General features: G+C 61.0%; 23 protein-coding genes. 10 read left to right on the plus strand and 13 right to left on the minus strand.

Translation table 11 applies throughout. The annotated features are described in order from the left end of the window. Nucleotides 1-11: 11 nt before the first annotated feature. Genes sdhA through sdhC form a run of 3 tightly spaced genes read right to left on the minus strand, consistent with a single transcriptional unit; the run spans nt 12 to nt 2,648 of the window. A complete protein-coding gene (gene sdhA / locus BSG20_RS04280) occupies nt 12-1,853 on the minus strand; it encodes a succinate dehydrogenase flavoprotein subunit (RefSeq protein ID WP_072369361.1) in 1,842 nt (613 codons plus the stop codon). Between the two features lie 7 nt (nt 1,854-1,860). Then, nucleotides 1,861-2,241, minus strand: a complete 381-nt coding sequence (gene sdhD, locus BSG20_RS04285) for a succinate dehydrogenase, hydrophobic membrane anchor protein (RefSeq protein ID WP_072369362.1) — start codon at nt 2,239-2,241, stop codon at nt 1,861-1,863. A gap of 11 nt (nt 2,242-2,252) precedes the next feature. After that, nucleotides 2,253-2,648 (minus strand): succinate dehydrogenase, cytochrome b556 subunit, encoded by a 396-nt coding sequence (gene sdhC / locus BSG20_RS04290; RefSeq protein WP_072369364.1) that lies wholly within the window; start codon nt 2,646-2,648, stop codon nt 2,253-2,255. A gap of 312 nt (nt 2,649-2,960) precedes the next feature. Between sdhC and BSG20_RS04295 the strand changes: the two genes are divergently transcribed. Beyond that, complete coding sequence (locus tag BSG20_RS04295; protein ID WP_072370144.1) at nt 2,961-3,485, plus strand: hypothetical protein; 525 nt, start codon at nt 2,961-2,963, stop codon at nt 3,483-3,485. Here BSG20_RS04295 and BSG20_RS04300 read toward each other — a convergent pair. Genes BSG20_RS04300 through tsaD form a run of 5 tightly spaced genes read right to left on the minus strand, consistent with a single transcriptional unit; the run spans nt 3,475 to nt 6,945 of the window. Continuing rightward, the gene (locus tag BSG20_RS04300; protein WP_072370150.1) at nt 3,475-4,122 is read right to left on the minus strand and encodes a class I SAM-dependent methyltransferase; all 648 of its coding nucleotides are present in this window, start codon (nt 4,120-4,122) and stop codon (nt 3,475-3,477) included. The two genes, BSG20_RS04295 and BSG20_RS04300, sit on opposite strands and share 11 nt — an antisense overlap. 7 nt (nt 4,123-4,129) lie before the next feature. Continuing rightward, complete coding sequence (locus tag BSG20_RS04305) at nt 4,130-4,561, minus strand: EVE domain-containing protein (RefSeq protein ID WP_072370147.1); 432 nt, start codon at nt 4,559-4,561, stop codon at nt 4,130-4,132. A gap of 2 nt (nt 4,562-4,563) precedes the next feature. Continuing rightward, nucleotides 4,564-4,857 (minus strand): YciI-like protein, encoded by a 294-nt coding sequence (locus BSG20_RS04310; protein WP_024316809.1) that lies wholly within the window; start codon nt 4,855-4,857, stop codon nt 4,564-4,566. Nucleotides 4,858-4,867: 10 nt separating this feature from the next. Further along, nucleotides 4,868-5,851 carry an NAD(P)H-dependent glycerol-3-phosphate dehydrogenase gene (locus BSG20_RS04315; RefSeq protein ID WP_072369366.1) on the minus strand — a complete coding sequence of 328 codons (984 nt, stop codon included), beginning with the start codon at nt 5,849-5,851 and terminating at the stop codon, nt 4,868-4,870. Continuing rightward, on the minus strand, nt 5,848-6,945 hold the full coding sequence (gene tsaD / locus BSG20_RS04320; protein ID WP_072369368.1) for a tRNA (adenosine(37)-N6)-threonylcarbamoyltransferase complex transferase subunit TsaD: 1,098 nt from the start codon (nt 6,943-6,945) through the stop codon (nt 5,848-5,850). Before tsaD ends, BSG20_RS04315 begins: the two co-directional genes overlap by 4 nt. 73 nt (nt 6,946-7,018) lie before the next feature. Here tsaD and hemC point away from each other — a divergent pair, with 73 nt between their 5' ends. The 7 genes from hemC to BSG20_RS04355 all read left to right on the plus strand — a co-directional run bounded on the left by hemC (nt 7,019) and on the right by BSG20_RS04355 (nt 13,440). Continuing rightward, nucleotides 7,019-7,948: a hydroxymethylbilane synthase gene (hemC, locus tag BSG20_RS04325; protein ID WP_072369370.1), complete on the plus strand. Its 930-nt coding sequence runs from the start codon at nt 7,019-7,021 to the stop codon at nt 7,946-7,948. A 7-nt stretch (nt 7,949-7,955) separates the two neighbouring features. After that, nucleotides 7,956-8,663, plus strand: a complete 708-nt coding sequence (locus BSG20_RS04330) for a uroporphyrinogen-III synthase (RefSeq protein ID WP_072369372.1) — start codon at nt 7,956-7,958, stop codon at nt 8,661-8,663. A gap of 88 nt (nt 8,664-8,751) precedes the next feature. Further along, nucleotides 8,752-9,963 carry a COG4223 family protein gene (locus tag BSG20_RS04335; RefSeq protein WP_072369374.1) on the plus strand — a complete coding sequence of 404 codons (1,212 nt, stop codon included), beginning with the start codon at nt 8,752-8,754 and terminating at the stop codon, nt 9,961-9,963. Nucleotides 9,964-9,965: 2 nt separating this feature from the next. Then, nucleotides 9,966-11,558, plus strand: a complete 1,593-nt coding sequence (locus BSG20_RS04340; RefSeq protein ID WP_072369376.1) for a heme biosynthesis protein HemY — start codon at nt 9,966-9,968, stop codon at nt 11,556-11,558. A gap of 15 nt (nt 11,559-11,573) precedes the next feature. Then, entirely contained in the window at nt 11,574-12,059 is a 486-nt protein-coding gene (locus BSG20_RS04345; RefSeq protein ID WP_007794220.1) for a tellurite resistance TerB family protein, read from the plus strand. Beyond that, complete coding sequence (locus BSG20_RS04350) at nt 12,049-12,807, plus strand: glutamine amidotransferase (protein WP_072369378.1); 759 nt, start codon at nt 12,049-12,051, stop codon at nt 12,805-12,807. The genes BSG20_RS04345 and BSG20_RS04350 overlap by 11 nt, the downstream gene beginning before the upstream one ends. Nucleotides 12,808-12,954: 147 nt before the next feature. Next, the gene (locus BSG20_RS04355) at nt 12,955-13,440 is read left to right on the plus strand and encodes a RidA family protein (RefSeq protein ID WP_072369380.1); all 486 of its coding nucleotides are present in this window, start codon (nt 12,955-12,957) and stop codon (nt 13,438-13,440) included. A 5-nt stretch (nt 13,441-13,445) separates the two neighbouring features. On the opposite strand, the gene BSG20_RS04360 is transcribed toward BSG20_RS04355, so the two are convergent. Next, on the minus strand, nt 13,446-14,693 hold the full coding sequence (locus BSG20_RS04360) for an MFS transporter (RefSeq protein WP_072369382.1): 1,248 nt from the start codon (nt 14,691-14,693) through the stop codon (nt 13,446-13,448). A gap of 139 nt (nt 14,694-14,832) precedes the next feature. Between BSG20_RS04360 and BSG20_RS04365 the strand changes: the two genes are divergently transcribed. Then, complete coding sequence (locus tag BSG20_RS04365) at nt 14,833-15,123, plus strand: YggT family protein (RefSeq protein WP_016556606.1); 291 nt, start codon at nt 14,833-14,835, stop codon at nt 15,121-15,123. Next, nucleotides 15,120-15,434 carry a DUF167 domain-containing protein gene (locus BSG20_RS04370; RefSeq protein WP_072369384.1) on the plus strand — a complete coding sequence of 105 codons (315 nt, stop codon included), beginning with the start codon at nt 15,120-15,122 and terminating at the stop codon, nt 15,432-15,434. The genes BSG20_RS04365 and BSG20_RS04370 overlap by 4 nt, the downstream gene beginning before the upstream one ends. Here the strand turns inward: BSG20_RS04370 and ppa are convergent, their stop codons facing one another. The 4 genes from ppa to BSG20_RS04390 form a co-directional block, all read right to left on the minus strand. Beyond that, nucleotides 15,435-15,971: an inorganic diphosphatase gene (gene ppa / locus BSG20_RS04375; RefSeq protein ID WP_072369385.1), complete on the minus strand. Its 537-nt coding sequence runs from the start codon at nt 15,969-15,971 to the stop codon at nt 15,435-15,437. It lies immediately after the preceding gene. Between the two features lie 397 nt (nt 15,972-16,368). Continuing rightward, entirely contained in the window at nt 16,369-16,875 is a 507-nt protein-coding gene (locus BSG20_RS04380) for a GNAT family N-acetyltransferase (RefSeq protein WP_072369387.1), read from the minus strand. A gap of 203 nt (nt 16,876-17,078) precedes the next feature. Further along, the gene (gene typA / locus BSG20_RS04385; RefSeq protein ID WP_024316796.1) at nt 17,079-18,896 is read right to left on the minus strand and encodes a translational GTPase TypA; all 1,818 of its coding nucleotides are present in this window, start codon (nt 18,894-18,896) and stop codon (nt 17,079-17,081) included. A gap of 123 nt (nt 18,897-19,019) precedes the next feature. Continuing rightward, a complete protein-coding gene (locus BSG20_RS04390; protein ID WP_072369389.1) occupies nt 19,020-20,597 on the minus strand; it encodes an alkaline phosphatase D family protein in 1,578 nt (525 codons plus the stop codon). Nucleotides 20,598-20,760: the final 163 nt, after the last annotated feature.

Raw genomic sequence — 20,760 nt, forward strand, 5'->3', positions numbered from 1 at the left:
TCCAGTTCCTCTTAGTACACGCGAGCCTTGGGCGCGATCTTCTTGGGATCGATGCCCTCTGCGATGAGCTCGGTGTGAACCGGGCGGTAGTCGAGCTTGACGTCGCCGGCGTCGTTGACCCAGGCGAGCGTATGCTTGCGCCAGTTGACGTCGTCGCGGCCGGCGAATGCGCCTTCCGTGTAGTCTTCACGCGCGTGGGAGCCGCGGCTTTCCTTGCGGGCCTCGGCGCCATAGATCGTGGTGATGGCGTTGGCCATCAGGTTCTGTAGCTCGAGCGTTTCCACGAGGTCGGAATTCCAGATCATCGAGCGGTCGGTGACCTTGATATCACGCATTTCCTGCCAGATGGCCGAGATGCGCTTGCAACCCGATTCCAGCGATTCCTGGGTGCGGAACACGGCAGCGTCTTCCTGCATGGCGCGTTGCATCTTCTCGCGCAGCACGGCAGTCGATGTCGAGCCGCTGGCATGGCGAAGACCGTCAAAGCGATCCATGATCTTGTCGCAGGCGGCCACATTCAGATGCGGTACCGGTGCCGCACGGTCTATCACCTCGCCGGCGCGGATTGCCGCGGCGCGGCCGAAGACCACGAGGTCGATCAGCGAGTTCGAGCCGAGACGGTTGGCGCCATGCACCGAGGCGCAGCCGGCTTCGCCGACAGCCATCAGGCCGGGGATGATGCGTTCCGGATTGGAGCTGTCGGCGTTCAGCACTTCGCCCCAATAATTGGTCGGAATACCGCCCATATTGTAATGGACCGTCGGCAGGACCGGGATCGGCTCGCGGGTGACGTCGACACCGGCGAAGATCTTGGCGCTCTCGGAAATCCCCGGCAGGCGCTCGTGCAGAACGGCCGGATCGAGATGGTCGAGATGCAGGAAGATATGGTCCTTGGCCTTGCCGACGCCGCGGCCTTCACGGATCTCCAAGGTCATGCAGCGCGAGACGACGTCGCGTGAGGCAAGGTCCTTGGCCGAAGGCGCATAGCGTTCCATGAAGCGTTCACCTTCGGAATTGACGAGGTAACCGCCTTCGCCGCGCGCGCCTTCGGTGATGAGACAGCCCGAACCATAGATGCCGGTCGGGTGGAACTGCACGAACTCCATGTCCTGCAGGGGCAGGCCGGCGCGGGCCACCATGCCGCCGCCGTCGCCGGTGCAGGTATGGGCAGACGTTGCCGAGAAATAGGCGCGGCCGTAACCGCCGGTCGCCAGCACTACCATCTTGGCGGCGAAGCGATGGATCGTCCCGTCATCGAGGCACCAGGCGACAACGCCGGTGCAGCGGCTGCCGTCTTCCGACATGATCAGGTCGAGCGCGAAATACTCGATGAAGAATTCCGCGTTGTTGCGCAGCGACTGGCCGTAGAGCGTGTGCAGGATGGCGTGGCCGGTACGGTCGGCAACGGCACAGGTGCGCTGTACCGGCGGGCCTTCGCCGAAGTTCTGCATGTGGCCGCCGAAAGGCCGCTGATAGATCTTGCCTTCCTCATTGCGCGAGAAGGGAACGCCGTAATGCTCCAGCTCATAGACCGCCTTCGGCGCTTCCATGGTGAGATACTGCATGGCGTCGACGTCGCCGAGCCAGTCGGAGCCCTTGACGGTGTCGTAGAGATGCCATTGCCAGCTGTCGGGCGTCATGTTCTGCAGCGAGGCGGCGATCCCGCCCTGGGCCGCGACCGTGTGCGAGCGGGTCGGGAACACCTTGGTGATACAGGCCGTGCGGAACCCCTGTTCGGCCATGCCGAGCGTGGCGCGAAGGCCGGCGCCGCCGGCGCCGACGACGATCACATCGTATGAGTGATCGACATATTTGTAGGCCTTCCCATTCTGAGCGGGTGAAGTCGGTGCCATGATACGGTTATCCTACGAATGCAATTTTCAAAATGGCGAAGAGACAGAACCCCGCCATCAGGACCGAAAAGAAGGTGTTCAGCATCAGCAGGGCGAGCTTGGCGAATTCGCCATGCACGTAGTCCTCGATGATCACCTGCATGCCGAGACGCATATGAATGGTACCGGAAATGACCATCAGGCCCATGACGACTGCAACAAACGGGCTCGACAGCGCGTGAACCACGTCCGCGTAAGGCTCGCCCGCGTGAACGATCATGAAAATGATAAAGAAGAAAAAGAGCGGCACATTGGCAACCGCAGTGACGCGCTGACGCCAGAAATGATCGGTGCCTTCCTTGGCCGAGCCAAGGCCGCGAACCTTACCCAGAGGGGTGCGCATATCCATGAGAACAACCTTCAGAAGCGAATGAGGAAGCCGATCACCCAGACCAGCACGGTCAGACAGAGCGATATGACGATCGAAGCCTGGGCCATCTTGGTCGAGACGTCCTTATCGAGGCCGTAGCCGAGATCCCAGACGAAGTGACGGAAGCCGCCGACCATGTGGTGCAGCAGTGCCCAGGTATAGCCGAGCAACACGAGCTTGCCGATGATGCTGCCGAGTATCCAGTTGACCCAATCATAATAGGCCTGGCCGGTTGCAGCTCCGATCAGCCACCAGGCGACCAGCAGCGTGCCGACATAAAGTGCGCCGCCAGTAATACGGTGGACGATCGACATGACCATGGTGGGGATTGGTTTGTAAATTTGCAAATGCGGCGACAGTGGCCGGTTATTTGTGACATTCGCCATCAGAACCTCGCGGCGTCTTCTCTGCGCTCCCGGATTTCGGAGCATTCAAGGCAACCACACGAATGACAAATTTGTTTGTGTGCGTCGCATCAATGGCGACGTTTAATCACGGAAGCCCCTAACGACAAGTATAATTGCACCCCCAATTTAATTTAATCGATTTGCGTCTCTGGGTGGCGTGAACTGCGCTTGACGGCGCGGCGGCTCCGCTGCGCAAGCGGCATGGCCAGACGTCTTCTGGACAAGCGGCGGCTTTTGGCGCATTTTGCGGTTAACGCTTTGTTAACCATCTCGTTTCCGGAGATCCGCGCGATGCTGAAGGCCATATCCATGCTCGTTTCTCTCGCGGCTACGGCTCTGATCGCGCTGCCGACCTCAGCAGGCGATTTCGGCCAGAATTCGTTCTCTCGCCACGGTGGCAAGGGGTTCATGAGGCATCACGCGCCGACGATCGTCGGCCGACCCTTTCGGGGATGGAACGATGGACGCGTCCGCTTCTCGGATGGATACGGCCGGTTCGGCCATCGTCCCGGTCGCGCGCCTCTGATCAAGCGCGCCTCATGGCCGTATCGCGGCTACAATGGTTATAGCGGCTATGGCGGACGCAACGTCGTCATCTTGGTTCAGCCGCAGCCGGGTGGAGGGGTCAGCGGCACCTATTCAGGATCGCCATACGTCTATGATGCCGACGGCGGGACCTATGTCGCCAGCAGCGGCTATGGCTTCCCTGCCCCGCAGCGAACCACCAACCTCGCGCCAATGGCCAAGGTGATCAACGTCACCGCCAAGAGCAGCAGCTGTTCATACGAGGGTGGCGTCTGCGTTATCAGGCCATGAGGCGCCAAACGGTCGTTTTCTTCACCTCGCTGTCTTCCAACGCCCGGGTAACGGGAACCTGATAGATTGCGCAGAATTCCAAGCGCTTCTTGGGAAGATAGGCGCGTCCCGGATCCCCAACCAGGACTTCGATACCCTGACCGCTGAGGGTCTCGAACCATGGAACGATCGCTGCCGCAAAGTCGCTGTCGTAGAAGACGTCGCCCGCGAGCAACATATCCGCCTCGACCTTGTCGCCGATCAGATCAGCACCGGTAAAATCGACCTCGAGCTGGTTCAGGCCGGCGTTCAGCCGTACCGCGGTCTCGGCCCACGGGTCGATGTCGGCGGCAACGACCTTGGCGGCTCCCGCCATCTTTGCCGCAATCGCCACCAAGCCAGAACCTGTGGCGAAGTCGAGAACGCGCTTGCCGGCAACGATGTGCGGATGATCAAGTATGTAGCGCGCCAGCCCCTGACCACCCGCCCAGGCAAAGGCCCAGAAGGGTGGCGGTAGACCGATCTCCGCAAGCTCCTCTTCCGTCTTCAGCCACAACTCATGCGCTTCGTGCGCCAGATGCAATCGAATTTCCGGCACATGCGGCGGCGCCATCGGGCTGGTGTTGGCGCGGATGAAGAGCTCGGGATCGGTTTTCAACGGCGTCTCAACGCGGCGGATTATCGAGGCCACCTAGCCGGCAAATCTCCAGATACTCGTCGTCAGTCACCGGCTGGACCGAAAGCCGCATGGAGGTGACGAGCGACATTTTGGCAAACCTCTCGTTGGCCTTGAGGTCCTTCAACGAAACCGGTTTGGGAATGTCGCAGACAGCGCGAATGTCAACGCAATCCCAGCGGCCATCGCCTTTGGCTGTCGAGTCCGGATGCGACAAGGCACACACCTCGACGATGCCCACGATCTCGAGACCTTCGTTGGAATGATAGAAGAAGCCCTTGTCGCCAAGCTGCATCGCCCGCATGTTGTTGCGCGCGAGATAGTTGCGGACACCCGTCCACTCGGTGCCCTTCTCGCCGGCCGCCTTTTGCTGCTCCCAGGACCAGGAAGCCGGTTCTGATTTGTAAAGCCAGTGCGCCACGCTCATGCCTCCGGATTGTTGAAGACCCAATTGAAGGGCTTGATCTCGACGCTCTCGAAAAGCCCGGCCCTCGTGTAGGGGTCGCTGTCCGCCAGCGCCTTGGCTGCTTCGATCGTATCGGCATGAATGATGACGAGGCTGCCGCATGGCTTGCCCTCACCGTCGAGAAACGGGCCGGCCATCTTCAACACGCCCTCAGCATTGAGCTTGTTGAGATGTTCCACGTGAGCGGGCCGGGCCTCCATGCGGACGCTGAGATGATCGGGCTTGTCCTTGCAGAGAAGAGCAAAGAGCATATCGAAACTCCTATTCTGTGGTAATCGGGCGCGTCATGAGCTGATCGATCGCCTCGGAAATGCCGAGCTTACCGTCGATGATAGCGGAAACGGCATCGGTGATCGGCATGCTAACAGCGAGCGACTGCGCCAGACGCGATGCAACAGCGGCCGCAAAGGCGCCTTCGACGAGCTCGCCGTGGGCGGGATCGACTGTCTCGCCGCGGCCGAGCGCAATCCCGAAGCGCAGGTTGCGCGATTGATGGCTGGTAGCGGTCAGCACCAGGTCGCCGAGGCCGGACAGCCCGCGCACGGTATCGGCCTGTCCACCTTTGGCGACGACGAAACGCGACATCTCGGCAAGCCCGCGTGCAATCAGCGCCGCACGCGCGGAGTCTCCAATGCCGGCCCCCTCGACAATGCCGCATGCAATCGCCAGAACATTCTTCAGTGCGCCGCCGAGCTGCACCCCGACCCGGTCAGACGAGGCATAGAGCCGGAAAGTTCGACCGGAGATCGCATGTGCCAGCCTTTCGGCAACATCCATATCAGCCGCAGCAATCGCCATCGCCGTCGGCAACCCCTTGGCGATATCGGCGGCAAAGCCGGGTCCCGACAGGGCAGCAACCGCATGACCGGGTATTTCGCGTTCCAGCATGTCGGTCAGCAGATTGCCCGTCGCCCTCTCAATGCCCTTGGCGCAGGTCACGACGATGGCACTGCTCCTCAAATAGGGTCGGTATTGTCTCGCGGCATCCGCCTGCGCCTGCGAGGGCATCGCGAAGAGCACGATATCGGCGTCGCCGATCGCATCGGGTTCGGCCGAAAAGGAAAGAGACTCCGGCAACGCGATGCCCGGCAAGACCGCATCGTGCAAACGCTCAGCGTTCAAGTCCGCGATCAGTTCAGGATCCCGACCGACCAGCGTCACCGCGTTGCGCTCCGTCAGGGCGATCACCGCGGCCAGCGCGGTTCCAAAAGCCCCAGCTCCGACGACGGCAATCTTTTCGCTCATGCTTTCGCTCCCCGTTTGCCGAAGCCAAGCAAGGTTTCGGCGTTGGAATCCAGCGGCCAGCGCGAGCGCGGCTGCACATCGAGGTCATCGGGCGCCACGCCTGTCGCCATCCGCTCCAGACCAGCCCAGGCAATCATCACGGCGTTGTCGGTGCACAGCCGCAGCGGCGGCGCGACGAAACGAAAACCGTGCCTGCCGCAGAGCGACTGCAGCGTGCTGCGAACCTCCAGGTTGGCAGCCACGCCGCCAGCCACCACGAGGGCCGGTCTGCCGTCGACATGAAGGGACTCGGACTTGAAACGCTCCAGCCCGCGGCCGATGCGGTCCTTCAGCGTGCGTGAGATCGCCTTCTGGAATGAGGCGCAGATGTCCGCCACATCCTGCTCCGTCAACGGCGCGATTTCGGTTGCGGCCTGGCGCACGGCCGTCTTCAGGCCGGAAAACGAGAAGTTGAGCTTGGCCTCTCCCACCAGTGGCCGCGGAAAATTGAAGCGATCCGGGTTACCACTCTTGGCCGCGCGCTCGACCGCCGGCCCGCCAGGATAAGGCAGGCTCAGCAGTTTCGCCGTCTTGTCGAAGGCTTCGCCGAGCGCGTCGTCAATGGTCGTGCCCCAGCGCTCGTATTGCCCGACACCGCGGACAAGAATAAGCTGCGTATGGCCGCCAGAAACGAGCAGCATCAAGTATGGAAATGCGAGCCCATCCGTCAGCCGCGCTGTCAATGCATGCCCTTCGAGGTGATTGACGGCATAGAGCGGCTTTCCGGAGGCCTTGGCGATCGCCTTTCCGGTCATGAGGCCGACGAGCAGCCCGCCGATGAGGCCAGGCCCGGACGTTGCCGCGATGGCATCGATATCCGAGAGCGACACATTGGCACGTTTCAAGGCTTCGTCGATCAGCGTATCGAGTGCCTCGACATGGGCGCGAGCGGCGATCTCGGGCACAACGCCGCCATAGGCGCTGTGTTCCTCGAGCTGGCTCAGGACGACGTCCGAACGCACCGTCGGCTGCCCGTCGACGGCTCGCTCGACCACTGCCGCCGCAGTTTCGTCGCAGCTTGTTTCGATGCCGAGGGTGCGTAGAAAGGGCGCCATGAAACCTGATCGTTGATTGCGATGGGTCTTAAACCTGTTTACGAGGAACTCCGGTAACAACGGATCAATGCGGATGCAAACAAAACCTTTCCGGATCGGCACCCGAGGCAGCCCGCTGGCACTCGCCCAGGCTCACGAAGCACGCGACAGGCTGATGGCGGCGCACGGACTGCCGGAAGAGATGTTCGAAATCGTCGTGCTGAGCACCAAGGGCGATCGCATCACCGATCGCTCGCTGGCCGAGATCGGCGGCAAGGGCCTGTTCACCGAAGAACTGGAGCAGCAGCTTGCGAGCGGCGACCTCGACATCGCGGTGCATTCGGCCAAGGACATGCCGACACGGCTTCCCGAAGGGCTCTGTCTTTCTGCCTACCTGCCGCGCGAGGATATCCGGGACGCCGTGATCGGACGCACCGCGCCAAAGCTGATCGACCTGCCCCACGGCGCGACCGTCGGCTCCTCGTCGCTTCGCCGCCAGGCGCTGATCCGCCGCATGCGTCCCGATATCAAGGTCATCACCTTCCGCGGCCTCGTCGATACACGGCTGAGAAAGCTGCAAGAAGGCCAGGTCGATGCCACGCTGCTTGCGCTCGCCGGATTGAAGCGGCTCGGCAAGGTCGACGTGATAACCGATATCCTCGCCGCGGAAACTTTTCCGCCCGCACCGGCCCAGGGTGCGATCTGCATCGAAAGCCGCATTGGTGACGCACGCATCGATGCACTCCTTGCCCCCATCAACGATACGGCGACGTTCGACACGGTCTCCTGTGAGCGCGCCTTTCTCGCAGCCCTGGACGGTTCCTGCCGCACACCGATCGGCGGCTATGCCATCTGTGAAGGCGACCAGGTACGCTTCTCCGGCTTGATCATCACGCCGGACGGCCGCAACCAGCACGCCGTCAGCATTGACGGTCACAGGCGCGATGCGGCTGCGTTGGGCACGCGTGCCGGGCAGGAGATTCGGGCGCGCGCCGGCAGCAGCTTCTTCGACGACTGGAGCTGATGTCCTGATGCGTGTCCTCGTGACCCGTCCTCAGCATTCGGGCGAGCGCACCGCCGAGCGTCTTCGCGAACTGGGGCACGAACCGATATTGCTGCCGCTGTCGCAGCCGGTTCACGATGGCGATGCGGCGGTGCGCGGCCTCGAGACGACAGAAGGCGGTATTGTGATCACCAGTGCTGAAACGATCCGGGCGCTTGCAACGCATAGCGCCGAGCTCGCGGTTCATCTCACGCGGCCTGTTTTTGCAGTCGGGGATGCGACAGCCGAGGAAGCGCGGACGATCGGTTTCACCGCAGTCACGGCATCCGGCGGCAGCGGCAACGAGCTCGCCGAGACAATCGCGGAAAGGGCAGGCGGCTTTGTTCTCTACCTTGCCGGTCGACCAAGAGCCGAGACCTTCGAGAAGCGCGCGCGCGAAATCGGCCTAAGGATCACTGTCGTGGAATGCTACCGGATGAAGCCGACACGGATTGCGCCGCAAACACTGCAAACGATCGTCGCTCATCAGCGGCCGGACGCGATCCTCTTTTTCTCGCGCCAGACAGCGGAAAACTTCTTTCGCATGATCGAGGCGCACATGAGTCCCGACGGGCTAGCTGGAATGCGCTTTCTCTGCCTTAGCAAATCCGTTGCAGAAGCAGTCCCCATACCGCTGCAGGGCGCAGTAAGCATCGCCAGCATGCCGGACGAGCGCAGCCTTTTGTCGCTCCTTTGAACGCTTGCCCGCCCAAATTTGATCTAACCTCTTTCCTTGACTGGCATCACTGGCTACTTTCGTTGCATTGCATAAATATGAGGATCTCATGGCACCAGGAAATCCGCCTCGCCACTCGAAGAGCACCGAAGAGCCGGTCACTATCGATCTGGACGCGCAGGAATTTGCTTCTGCCAGGGATGCCGAAACGAAAGCCGATGAACCGGACGCGAGCCCCTCGGATGAGCCCCAAGCGCAGTCCGAATCGCCCAACGGACCGCCGCCTCACGAAGCGCCGACAGCTGCTGCGGACCCCGCGGCCGATGAGCCGGTTCCACCGGCGCCGCCTGCCCCGCAGCGCGGCAGCACGTCGGCTCTGGTCGCCGCCGGTATTGTTGGTGGTCTGATAGCACTCGTCGGCGCCGGCGCCATTCAATATGCAGGTTACCTGCCCGGCTCATCCGCTCCTGTTACAGCATCTGCCGATGTCACCAATCTCTCCGCCGAAATTGACGGGCTGAAGCAATCGCTCGCCAATCTCGCGGCTGCCCCCTCCACGTCCGATAACAATGCGCTAGAGCAGCGTATCGCTGCGTTGGAAACGACGGCAAAAGCACCGTCGCCTGCTGCCACCGACACGACAGCGGTGGATGCCCTCAATCAGAAGATCGCCGACCTGAACGGCCAGATCGATCAGCTGCGCGGCGCCATCTCTCAAGCCGCGGGACAGAAAACCGCCGACGGCGCCGATATCGAGCAACGTCTGACTGAGGCGGAGAAGAAGCTGAACGAACCGCGGCAGGACGTTGCTGTTGCCAAGGCGATCGCCGCCGCCGCGCTGAAAGCGGCAATCGATCGCGGCGGGCCGTTCGTTGCCGAGCTTGACACTTTTGCCAGCGTCTCCCCTGATGACCCGGCTGCCGCAGATCTGCGCAATTTCGCCCAGACCGGCGTTCCCTCACGCGCCGAGCTGATCCGTCAGGTACCGGATGTCGCAACGGCGATCGTCGATTCCGTCAATCAGGCCGACCCCAACCAGAGCTGGTCGGACCGATTGATGGCAAGCGCCAAATCGTTGGTGAAGGTTCGCCCCGTCGGCAATATCGAAGGCGAGAGCGTTGAGGCGATCGCCGCCCGTATGGAAGACAAGGTGAAGAACGGCGACCTACAGGGGGCCGCATCCGAATGGATCGATCTGCCGGCTCAGGCCAAACAGGCATCGGCCGCCTTCAAACAATCGCTGGAAGCCCGCATCCGCGTCGAGGATCTCGTGGGCAGCGCCTTGTCCAAGGCCGTTTCCAACGCCGGCAAGGAGGGCTGAGCATGGTCAGGCTCGTCATATTTGCCTTCCTCGTGCTGGTTCTCGGCTACGGATTTTCCTGGCTGGCCGATCGCCCCGGCGATCTTTCGCTGATCTGGGAAGGGCAGCTCTACCAGACCCGGCTCATCGTTGCGGCGAGCGCCCTGATTGCACTCATTGCAGTCGTGATGATCCTGTGGTGGCTGCTGCGGATGATCTGGATGTCGCCCTATTCCATCACGCGCTATTTTCGTGCCCGCAAGCGCGATCGCGGCTATCAGGCACTGTCAACAGGCCTGATCGCAGCGGGCGCCGGCAATGCGCTGATGGCGCGCAAGATGGCCGCCCGCTCCCGCGGTCTGATCCGCGCCGATCAGGAGCCGCTGATTGCCCTACTGGAGGCGCAGGCTGCTTTGATCGAGGGTCGCCACGACGAAGCCCGCGCCAAGTTCGAGGCGATGACCAACGATCCAGAGACCCGCGAACTCGGGTTACGCGGACTGTATCTCGAAGCCAAGCGGCTCGGCGCCAATGAGGCCGCGCGTCAATATGCGGAAAAGGCTGCCGACAACGCGCCTTATCTGCCTTGGGCTGCCCAGGCGACGCTCGAATATCGGAGCCAGGCAGGTCGCTGGGACGACGCCATACGGCTGCTGGAACAGCAAAAGGCCGGCCGCGTCGTCGAAAAGGCAGAGGCCGAGCGGCTTCGCGCCGTACTGCTGACCGCTCGTGCAACCGAGAAGCTAGAGAACGATCCAGCGGGAGCGCGCGACGACGCCACACATGCGCTCAAGCTCGCCGCCGACTTCGAGCCTGCCGCCATCATCGCGGCGAAGGCGCTGTTCCGCGAAGACAAGCTGAGGAAGGCGGCGTCGATCCTCGAGCAGGCGTGGAAGTCGGCCCCGCACCCGGATATCGGCCGGACCTATGTGCGAGCCCGCAGCGGCGATTCTGCTGCTGACCGCCTGAAGCGTGCCGAGCGCCTGGAGGGGATGCGGCCAAACAACGTCGAATCCCTGCTTCTCGTGGCGCAGGCCGCTCTCGACACGCAGGATTTCGCGAAGGCCCGCGCCAAGGCGGAGGCCGCTGCCCGTATCGAGCCACGCGAATCCGCCTTTCTGCTGCTCGCCGACATCGAGGAGGCCGAAACCGGCGATCAGGGCCGCATTCGCCATTGGCTTGCCCAGGCCCTCAAGGCGCCGCGCGATCCAGCATGGGTGGCGGATGGCTTCGTTTCCGACAAATGGCTGCCGCTCTCGCCCGTCAGCGGCCGACTGGATGCTTTTGTCTGGAAGGCTCCGTTCGACCATGTGGAGAAGGCGGCCGATGAAAGCACGACGATCTCGATCGACAGCGCGCTGAGAACGTTGCCGCCGGTGCGCGAAGCCCGCTCAGAAAGCCCGGCCAACGACCACCGCATCATCGAACTCGAGCGGGCCGCGACAATAGCTGAGGCGGCGCGTCCATCTCCAAAACCGCCTGCACCAACCAAGCAGGCGGCAGAAGCTGTAATTTCACCCGAACCGCGCCCCTTTTTTGGCGGCCTGCCGGACGATCCCGGCGTTCGCAATCCAGCGGCAGAGCCAGAACCCAAGACACGGCTTCGCCTTTTCTAGACAAACAGGACCTAAATGTTCGAACGCTTCCAGGAATTCTTTCAGAATCTGACTTCCGACAATGCAAAGAAAGGCTTCGCCCCCGATGATCCGCGCATCGCGGTGGCCGCGCTCTGCATGCAGGTCATGGAGGCGGACGGTCAGGTCAAGGACAGTGAGACGAAGCGGCTTCGCAAGCTGCTGAAGGATCAGTATGGGCTCGACCGCAAGCAGCTCGATGCGCTGATGGCCGCGGGCCAAGAGGCGGAAAGCGATGCGGTCGACTATTACCGCTTCACCTCGGATCTCAAGCGCCACCTCAACACGGAACAGCGGCTCGAACTGATCGGAGTCCTCTGGGACATCGTCTATGCCGATGGCGAGCGCAGCGAGATGGAGGATGACGCGATCTGGCGTATCGCCGAACTTCTTGGCGTTTCGGCTCGTGAGCGCATCCAGAAGCGCCAGGAGGCAGCGCGACGGGTCACGGATACCGAGGTGGTGCAGGACGATGCCGACTGACCGCTTACCGGAGAAGGGCGAGCATCCCGTCCTGATTGTTCTGCATCAGGAGCGTTCCAGCCCTGGCCGGGTCGGTCAGCTTCTGGTCGAGAAGGGATATCGGCTTGATATCCGGCGCCCGGTTCTCGGCGATAGACTGCCCTCCACGCTCGCCGAACATGCGGGCGCCGTTGTCTTCGGTGGTCCTATGAGCGCCAACGATACAGATGATTTCGTCAAGACGGAGATCAACTGGCTCGATGTGCCGCTGAGAGAGAAACGCCCGTTGCTCGGCATCTGCCTTGGCGCACAGATGCTGGTGAGGCAGCTCGGCGGCAAGGTTCAGGCGAATGCCGACGGTTCCACCGAGATCGGTTGGTATCCGCTACGTCCCACCGAGAAGGGCCGCCTGCTGATGCACTGGCCCAAGATGGTCTATCACTTCCATCGCGAAGGTTTCGACCTGCCGCACGGTGCCGAGCTGCTCGCGGAAGGCGATACCTATGCCAATCAGGCCTTCCGCTATGGCGGCCATGCGTGGGGTCTGCAGTTCCATGCCGAGCTGACACGCGCGATGATGCACCGCTGGGTGGTTCACGGCGCCCATCGCTTCATTCTTCCGAACGCACAGCAGGGTCGTGAGCATCTGGAAGGACGCATGCTTTTCGACGCGCCGCTGAAAGCGTGGCTGAACGAGTTCCTTGATATTGTTTTCGAAGGCAAGATGTCCAAATCCGTCGCAACATCCAGGGCCGTCCTTCCCGCCTAGCAGCGTGCGCCCGGCACAGCGTCGTGCTAGAATCGCGCACCCCACTCTCGTAATATTCACGAGCAAAATTGCGTTCCGAGCCAAGATTAGATCTTGGAATTGCCGTGCCCGAGCAATGACGACCAAAGCTATCTCCGGAGGAATTCCATGGTTAACTACGAGCAGAGACTTGCCGCGATGGGATTGGTTCTACCACAACCCCTGAAACTGCCTTCCAACATGGTCCTTCCGTTTCCGTGGGTGAATGTGCGCGGCAATCGCGCATTCGTCTCAGGCCATGGTCCGCAGAATACCGATGGCACGCCCGCCGGCCCATTCGGAGCCGTTGGCGAGAACATCTCCATTGAGGAGGCCAAGGCATCCGCGCGGAAAGTAGCTCTTTCCATGTTAGGAAGCCTGAAACGGGAGTTGGGCAGCCTTGATCGCATTACCGGCTGGTGCCGCGTGCTCGGTATGGTGAATTGCGCGCCGCGCTTTGCCAATCCGCCAGCCGTAATCAATGGTTTTACCGAACTCATCATCGAGGTGTTCGGGCCCGAGGTGGGCAGGCACTCCCGATCCGCGATTGGCGTTGCCGGCCTGCCGCTGAACTTTCCGGTCGAAATCGAAGCAGAGGTCATTATCTCGGCTTGAGGCCGTCACACTTTTCCTAGCCGCTCCGGCGCATCAAGCGTGTCGATCTTGCGGAGCTTCGGAAAGGTCGTTGCCCAAATCGCCGCCACGGCAAGCGTGCCAACACCGCCGATGATAACCGCAGGGACGGCGCCAAAAATGGAAGCCATCGTGCCTGCTCGAAATTCGCCGAGTTCGTTCGAGGCGCCCACGAAGACCATGTTGACGGCATTGACCCGACCGCGCAGTTCGTCCGGCGTCCAGAGTGCGATCAGGCTCTCCCGCACGTAGACGGAAATCATATCGGCCGCACCCATGATGGCCAGCGCCGCGATCGATAGTTCCGTGCTGGTCGAGAACCCGAAAACGACGGTGCCGACGCCGAATAGGGCGACGCCGACGAACATGGCGACGCCGGCACTATGCCTGAGTGGATAGGCGGCGAGAAAAATTGCCATGGCGATGGCACCGACCCCGGGCGCCGAGCGTAGGAGGCCGAGCCCCCAAGGACCGAGGGTCAGGATATCGCGGGCGAAGATCGGCATCAGTGCCGTTGCGCCGCCCAAAAGCACCGCGAAGAGATCGAGCGAAATCGCGCCAAGCACTACTTTCTCCGCCCGAATGAAGCGGAATCCGCCGAGGATCATGTCCCAGCTTTTGGCTTCACCAGTCGTCTTTTGCGGCGGCTTGGGGATCATATAGAGCAGTGCTGCACCAAGGGCCGCGAAGATAACAGCGACCGTGTAGGCCGTATGAGGGCTGACGCCGTATAACAGACCGCCAAGAACGGGGCCTGTGATCGCCGCGAGCTGCCATGAAGACGAATTCCAGGCAATGGCGTTCGACAGATCCGCTGTCGGCACAAGGTTCGGCGCCAGCGACTGCACTGCCGGCGACATGAAGGCGCGCTCGATGCCGAAAACCAGCAGAACGGCAAATACAGGCAAAGGCGAGAACGTCCCGGTTATCGTCATCAATAGCAGCGCCAGCGTACACAAGGCGCTGACGAGCGAGCAGATGGCGGCGATCGCACGTCGGTTGTGCCGGTCGGCGACGGATCCTGTGACAAGGATCAGGACCAGCGATGGCAGAAATTGCACGAGGCCAATCAGTCCGAGATAGATCGCGCTGCCGGTCTGGTCATACATCTGCCAGCCGACGGCAACACTGACGATCTGCTGCGAGAAAGACAGCAGAAACCGTGCAAAGAAGAACCGGGTGTAGGAGGAATGCCGGAACGCAGCAAAACGATCTCCGGTTGGCGAAAAGGACATGAAGGCTTTCCAAGGCAACAAGCCAGACGCCAACGCACGACGCCGCTGTTAAACATGATTTACAATGCGTTTCGAGACAGCACTTGCTCGTTTAGTCGTCAATGTCTACATGTCTGTCAACAACGAACTGGAGATTGCAATGCTTGCGCTTTTTCAAACCATTGATTTGGCTTTGAATCTCTACACTTGGGTGCTGATCGCCAGCGCTATCTTTTCCTGGCTGTATGCTTTCAACGTGATCAACTCCAGCAACCAATTCGTCAATTCGGTCGGCATGTTCCTCTACAACGTGACCGAACCGCTGCTGCGACCGATCCGCCGCGTGCTGCCGAACCTCGGCGGCATCGACATCTCGCCGATCATCCTGTTGCTGATCATCTTTTTCGTGCGCTCGCTGATGTGGAATTCAATCTTCCCGCTGGTGGCATGAGCCAGCCCTGGGCTGCATTCACCGACCACATCTTTCTTGCAGTTCGCCTGACGCCCAATGGCGGGCGCGACGCAATCGACGGCGTGGACACCGACGCCGCGGGCAAATCCCACCTCAAAGCCAGAGTGACTGCCGTTCCTGAAAAGGGAAAGGCGAACAAGGCGCTGATCGCGCTCGTCGCCAAGTCGCTTGGCGTCGCGAAATCATCGATCAGCCTCGCCTCAGGCGATACGTCGCGTAAAAAAACCCTCCGGATCGAAGGCGACCCGGAGGATTTGATCAGGAAATTGGGTGCTCTCGTCGAGAGCTGATCAGGCCTTTTCCTTCTTGGCGCGTTCGATCGCCTCAAGGATCAGGGCGCCGGCTTCGTTGGAATCACCCCAGCCGAAGATCTTCACCCACTTGCCGGGCTCGAGATCCTTGTAGTGCTCGAAGAAGTGCTCGATCTGCTTCAGCGTGATCTCCGGAAGGTCGGTATAGTCCTTTACCTTCTCGTAGCGCAGCGTCAGCTTCGGCGACGGTACGGCGATAATCTTCTCGTCCTTGCCGGAATTGTCTTCCATCTTGAGAACGCCAATCGGGCGCACATTGATGACGCAGCCCGGAACGAGCGGACGCGTGCTGGCGATAAGGACGTCGATCGGATCGCCGTCTTCAGAAAGCGTGTGCGGCACGAACCCGTAATTGCCCGGATAGGTCATCGGCGTATAGAGGAAGCGATCAACGACCAGCGTCCCGGCCTCCTTATCCATCTCGTACTTGATCGGGTGGCCGCCAACGGGCACTTCAACAATTACGTTGACATCTTCCGGCGGGTTCTTGCCGATGGAGATCGCGTCAATGCGCATAGAGCTTCCCTCTAAAGGTTAAGTCGATGGTTGCCAGATACTGGGAATCATCCCGCAACGCAACACGCCCGTGCGGATTTGAGGCTGTCTTGAACCAACGTCAAGGCAATACGCGGCTTGCGCGTCGTTGCGCAAGCGCCGCACCGGATCCGAGTAACGTCCCTCGTCGGTCTGATGAGACCCGGCGCAGGTAATGGCCCAGCTGCCTCAGCCTTCTCCAGAGGTGGAGACCAAGCATGACCCGACGCTGCAGCGGGTCGGCGACGATGCCCGTTACCAGCCCCGAGCCTATCGAGATCATGACCGGCAACGTCGCTGTCATAGAGGTCGCGGGATTGCCGTTATCGCCGTGAGGCCACCGGCTCCGACGGTAAGAGGAAAAACGGAGAGACCAGCCTCAACCCCAGATGAAGCCGATTTTCTTTAGCTGCTTCTGGTCGAAAGTTTCCATACCCTCGCAATAGTCGACGCCACCATGGCTGCGATAGAACTGCGCGCCGGTCTCGTTTTCCTCGAGGCACCAGACGACCAGTCCATTGCAGCCGAGCGACTTCAGAAGCCGTCTTGCTTCGCCAAAGAGCATGTGTCCGAGGCCAATCCCCTGGTACTCCGGCCGGAGATAGAGTTCATAGATCTCGCCTTCCTGCGGCAGAGCACGGGCACGATTGAGGCCAAGTGTCGCGTAGCCTGCGACCGTGCCGGCCACGTCGAGAACGAGTAGTGTTGCGGGTCCGCGGGTCGCCTTGCGCCACCAGTTCTCCCCGCGACGCTCGATCATTTGCCGCAATGCACGATGCGGAATAATCCCCGCATAGGTGTGCTGCCACGCAAGCCGATGCACTTCCGATATAGCTCGGGAATCCTGCGGTTCGGCCCGCCGAACATCGATCGACAACGTCTTCATAACGCTTACTCTGGTCCCATTGTCGGCAATTAACCATATGCGCCCAACGCATTCAGGTCGCTTGCCCACAGACTTAACGTGTGGACGATGGCTGAAATTTAACGCTTTTTTAACTATTGCGACAAGCCGGATTCGACGCGGCACACAATAAAAAACCCCGGCACGATGGCCGGGGTTTAAAGACTTCAAGGCGTCTGGATGGCTCAGGCGATCTTTGCCTTGCTGAAGCGCTTGCGATCGTTTGCGTCGAGATACATCTTGCGCAGGCGGATCGACTTCGGCGTCACTTCCATCAGCTCGTCGTCCTGGATCCAGGACAGGGCGCGGTCGAGCGTCATGCGGATCGGCGGCGTCAGCTTTACGGCTTCGTCCTTGCCGGCAGCGCGGATGTTGGTGAGCTGCTTGCCCTTGAGAACGTTGACTTCAAGATCGTTGTCGCGGGAGTGGATGCCGATGATCATGCCCATGTAGACCTTTTCGCCCGGCTCGATCATCATCGGGCCACGATCTTCCAGGTTGAACATGGCGTAGGCCACAGCTTCGCCGGCGGCGTTTGCGAGCAGAACGCCGTTGGTACGGCCACCGATTTCGCCCTTGTAAGGCTGGTAGTCCTTGAACAGACGGTTCATCACGGCGGTGCCGCGCGTGTCGGTCAGGAGCTCCGACTGATAGCCGATCAGGCCGCGCGTCGGCGCATTGAACACCAGCCGAACACGGTTGCCGCCCGAAGGACGCAGCTCGGTCATTTCGGCCTTGCGCTCGGACATCTTCTGGACGACGACGCCGGAATGCTCTTCGTCGACGTCGATGACAACTTCTTCGATTGGCTCCATCAGCTGGTCGTTCTCGTCGCGGTGCATCACGACGCGCGGACGCGATACGGCGAGCTCGAAACCTTCGCGGCGCATGGTTTCGATCAGAACGGCAAGCTGCAATTCGCCACGACCCGACACGTAGAAGGAATCCTTGCCTTCTGCTTCCTCGATCTTCAGCGCGACGTTGCCTTCGGCTTCCTTGTAGAGACGATCGCGGATGACGCGTGAGGTCACCTTGTCGCCTTCGGTGCCGGCCAGCGGGCTGTCGTTAACGATGAAGGACATGGTGACGGTCGGCGGATCGATCGGCTGTGCGGTCAGCGCCTCGGTAACAGCCGGATCACAGAAAGTGTCGGCAACCGTGCCCTTTGAGAGACCGGCGATGGCCACGATGTCGCCTGCGTGTGCTTCCTCGATCGAGGTGCGCTCGATGCCGCGGAAAGCGAGGATCTTCGAGATACGGCCGTTTTCGATCAGCTTGCCGTCTTGGCTCAGAACCTTGACGGCCTGGTTCGGCTTGATCGAACCGGAATTGATGCGGCCGGTGATGATGCGGCCGAGGAAGGGGTTGGCTTCGAGGATCGTGCCGATCATCGTAAACGGGCCCTCGTGGACTGTCGGCTCCGGAACGTGCTCGAGCACCAGGTCGAGAAGCGGCGCCAGACCCTGGTCCTTCGGACCTTCCGGGTTGACGTTCATCCAGCCATCGCGTCCCGAACCATAGAGGATCGGAAAGTCGAGCTGCTCGTCGGTCGCGTCGAGGTTCGCGAAGAGGTCGAAGACTTCGTTGATGACTTCTTCATGGCGACCATCAGGACGGTCGATCTTGTTGATCGCGACGATCGGGCGAAGGCCGACCTTCAACGCCTTGGAGACGACGAACTTCGTCTGCGGCATCGGGCCTTCGGAGGAGTCGACCAGAACGATCGCGCCGTCCACCATCGACAGGATACGCTCGACTTCGCCACCGAAGTCTGCGTGGCCGGGGGTGTCGACGATGTTGATGCGAACACCCTTCCACTCGACGGACGTTGCCTTGGCAAGAATCGTGATGCCGCGCTCTTTTTCCAGGTCGTTGCTATCCATGACGCGTTCTGCAACGCGCTGGTTCTCGCGGAACGAGCCGGACTGTTTCAGAAGCTCGTCAACCAGTGTCGTCTTGCCATGGTCAACGTGCGCGATAATCGCGATGTTGCGAAGTGCCATATGTCTATATCTCTGAGGCTGGGCGCCGCGCTGGGAGAAGGCGCCAATTTCATTTGGGCGGCTCATACAGTGTTTTTCGCTTCTGCGAAAGGGGGGAAAGCCGATTGCCTGCCACCCATGGCGTCAACTCGATATCTGCGGGTCGATGGTCGTCCGCCACAGTTCCGTGTCGTTCCGGTCCATCAGCCGCACCCTCAGTTGCTCGGTCTGCCCATCGATATCGATCAGCCCGAAAAATTGCATGCCGGCCGATGGCGGCAGGTTCTGCTCCGGGCCGCCGGGTGCTGCCTTCATGAACTTCACCTGCGGCCCGAAGGTCATGTCGAGTTGTTGCGGTCCGTAGGTTCCGGAATGCAGAGGTCCAGCCACAAATTCCCAGAACGGGAAGAACTCGCGGAACTTCGCCTTGCTGGGATCGTAGTAGTGCGCTGCCGTATAGTGCACGTCGGCCGTCAGCCAGACCATGTTGAATATGCCGGCATCGCGGATGAACCGCAGCAGGTCGGCAAATTCCAGCTCGCGACTGAGTGGCGCGCCATTGTCGCCGTTCGAGATCGACTCGCTTCCCCGCCGATGTCCGTAGTCGTCCCAAATCACAAGCCCGATCGGCAGATCGCAGGCAATCACCTTCCACGTCGCCGTCGAGCGAACCAGTTCTCGCTTCAGCCATGCCACCTGACGCTCGCCCAGCAGGTGAGAGCCATCGGAGAGGTTGGTATCAACGGCTTGGCTGTTCGGGCCGCGATAGGAGCGCAGATCCACGAAGAAGACGTCGAGTAGCGGGCCATAGGCGACCTTGCGGTAAATGCGGCCGGGCTCGTCTGCAATATATCGGATCGGTGTCATCTCATGAAAGGCACGGCCGGCACGGCTGGCGAGCATCGAAACCGACTTTTCCGTGTAGCGGTTGTCGTCGCGAAGGTCGGTCGAAGGCGACCAATTGTTCAATACCTCATGATCGTCCCATTGATAGAAGACGGGACAGACCGCGTTGAACTCCTTCACGTGAGTATCGAGCAGATTGTAAGCCCATTGCCCGCGAAACTGGTCGAGCGTCTGGGCAATGTCCTGCTTTGCCTCGGTGACGATCCTGTTTTTCCAGACACCGCCGTCGCCCAGCTTGATCTCGTCGGGTATCGGGTTGTCGGCATAGATCGTATCGCCGGAGTGGATCATGAAATCAGGGCGGTGATAGGCGATGGTCTGATAGGTGCGCATGCCTTCGTCGTCGATACCCCATCCCTGCCCCGCCGTATCGCCCGACCACGCGAAGCGGACGCTGCGCTTGCGCAACGGCGCGGTGCGAAACCGCCCCAGGATAGGCTCCGAAAGATCGTTGATATCCTGCAAATCCGCCGCTCGGAAGCGATAGAAAATCTCCTGGTCGGGCGGAAGGTTTTCAAGCAGCAGCTTTCCGGCAAGACCGGTTTGTGGTGTGACGTCTATGGGCGCCACGCGCACGGCATTGGCGAACTTGTCGCTTGTCGAGTACTCGATATGGAGCCGAGCTGGCCGGTCCACCTGTGTCCATATCATTGCGGATTTGGCATCGACATCGCCCGACTGGACGCCGGACGCAAAAACCGGACGCCTGGCGGAACCACGCGCATAATAGGGCGTCGCCAGCCCCGCCACTGCTAATCCACCTACCGCTCCCATGGATGAGAGAAAGCGTCGGCGGGTCGTTTCGGTCAATTTCATGCCAAGGTCTATCCGGCTGGAGCGGGAGAGAGCCTCCCGCGCCGAACCTATGGCGGCCGTCATGTCATCATCTTGAAGACGGCATGACGGTTTTTCGAAACTTCAGCGACAGTTTTGTTACGCATGACCGCAGGCGGAGAGCCTGAACTGCGCGCCATTGTAC

Source organism: Rhizobium tibeticum, assembly GCF_900110205.1.
Taxonomy (GTDB): Bacteria; Pseudomonadota; Alphaproteobacteria; order Rhizobiales; family Rhizobiaceae; genus Rhizobium; species Rhizobium tibeticum.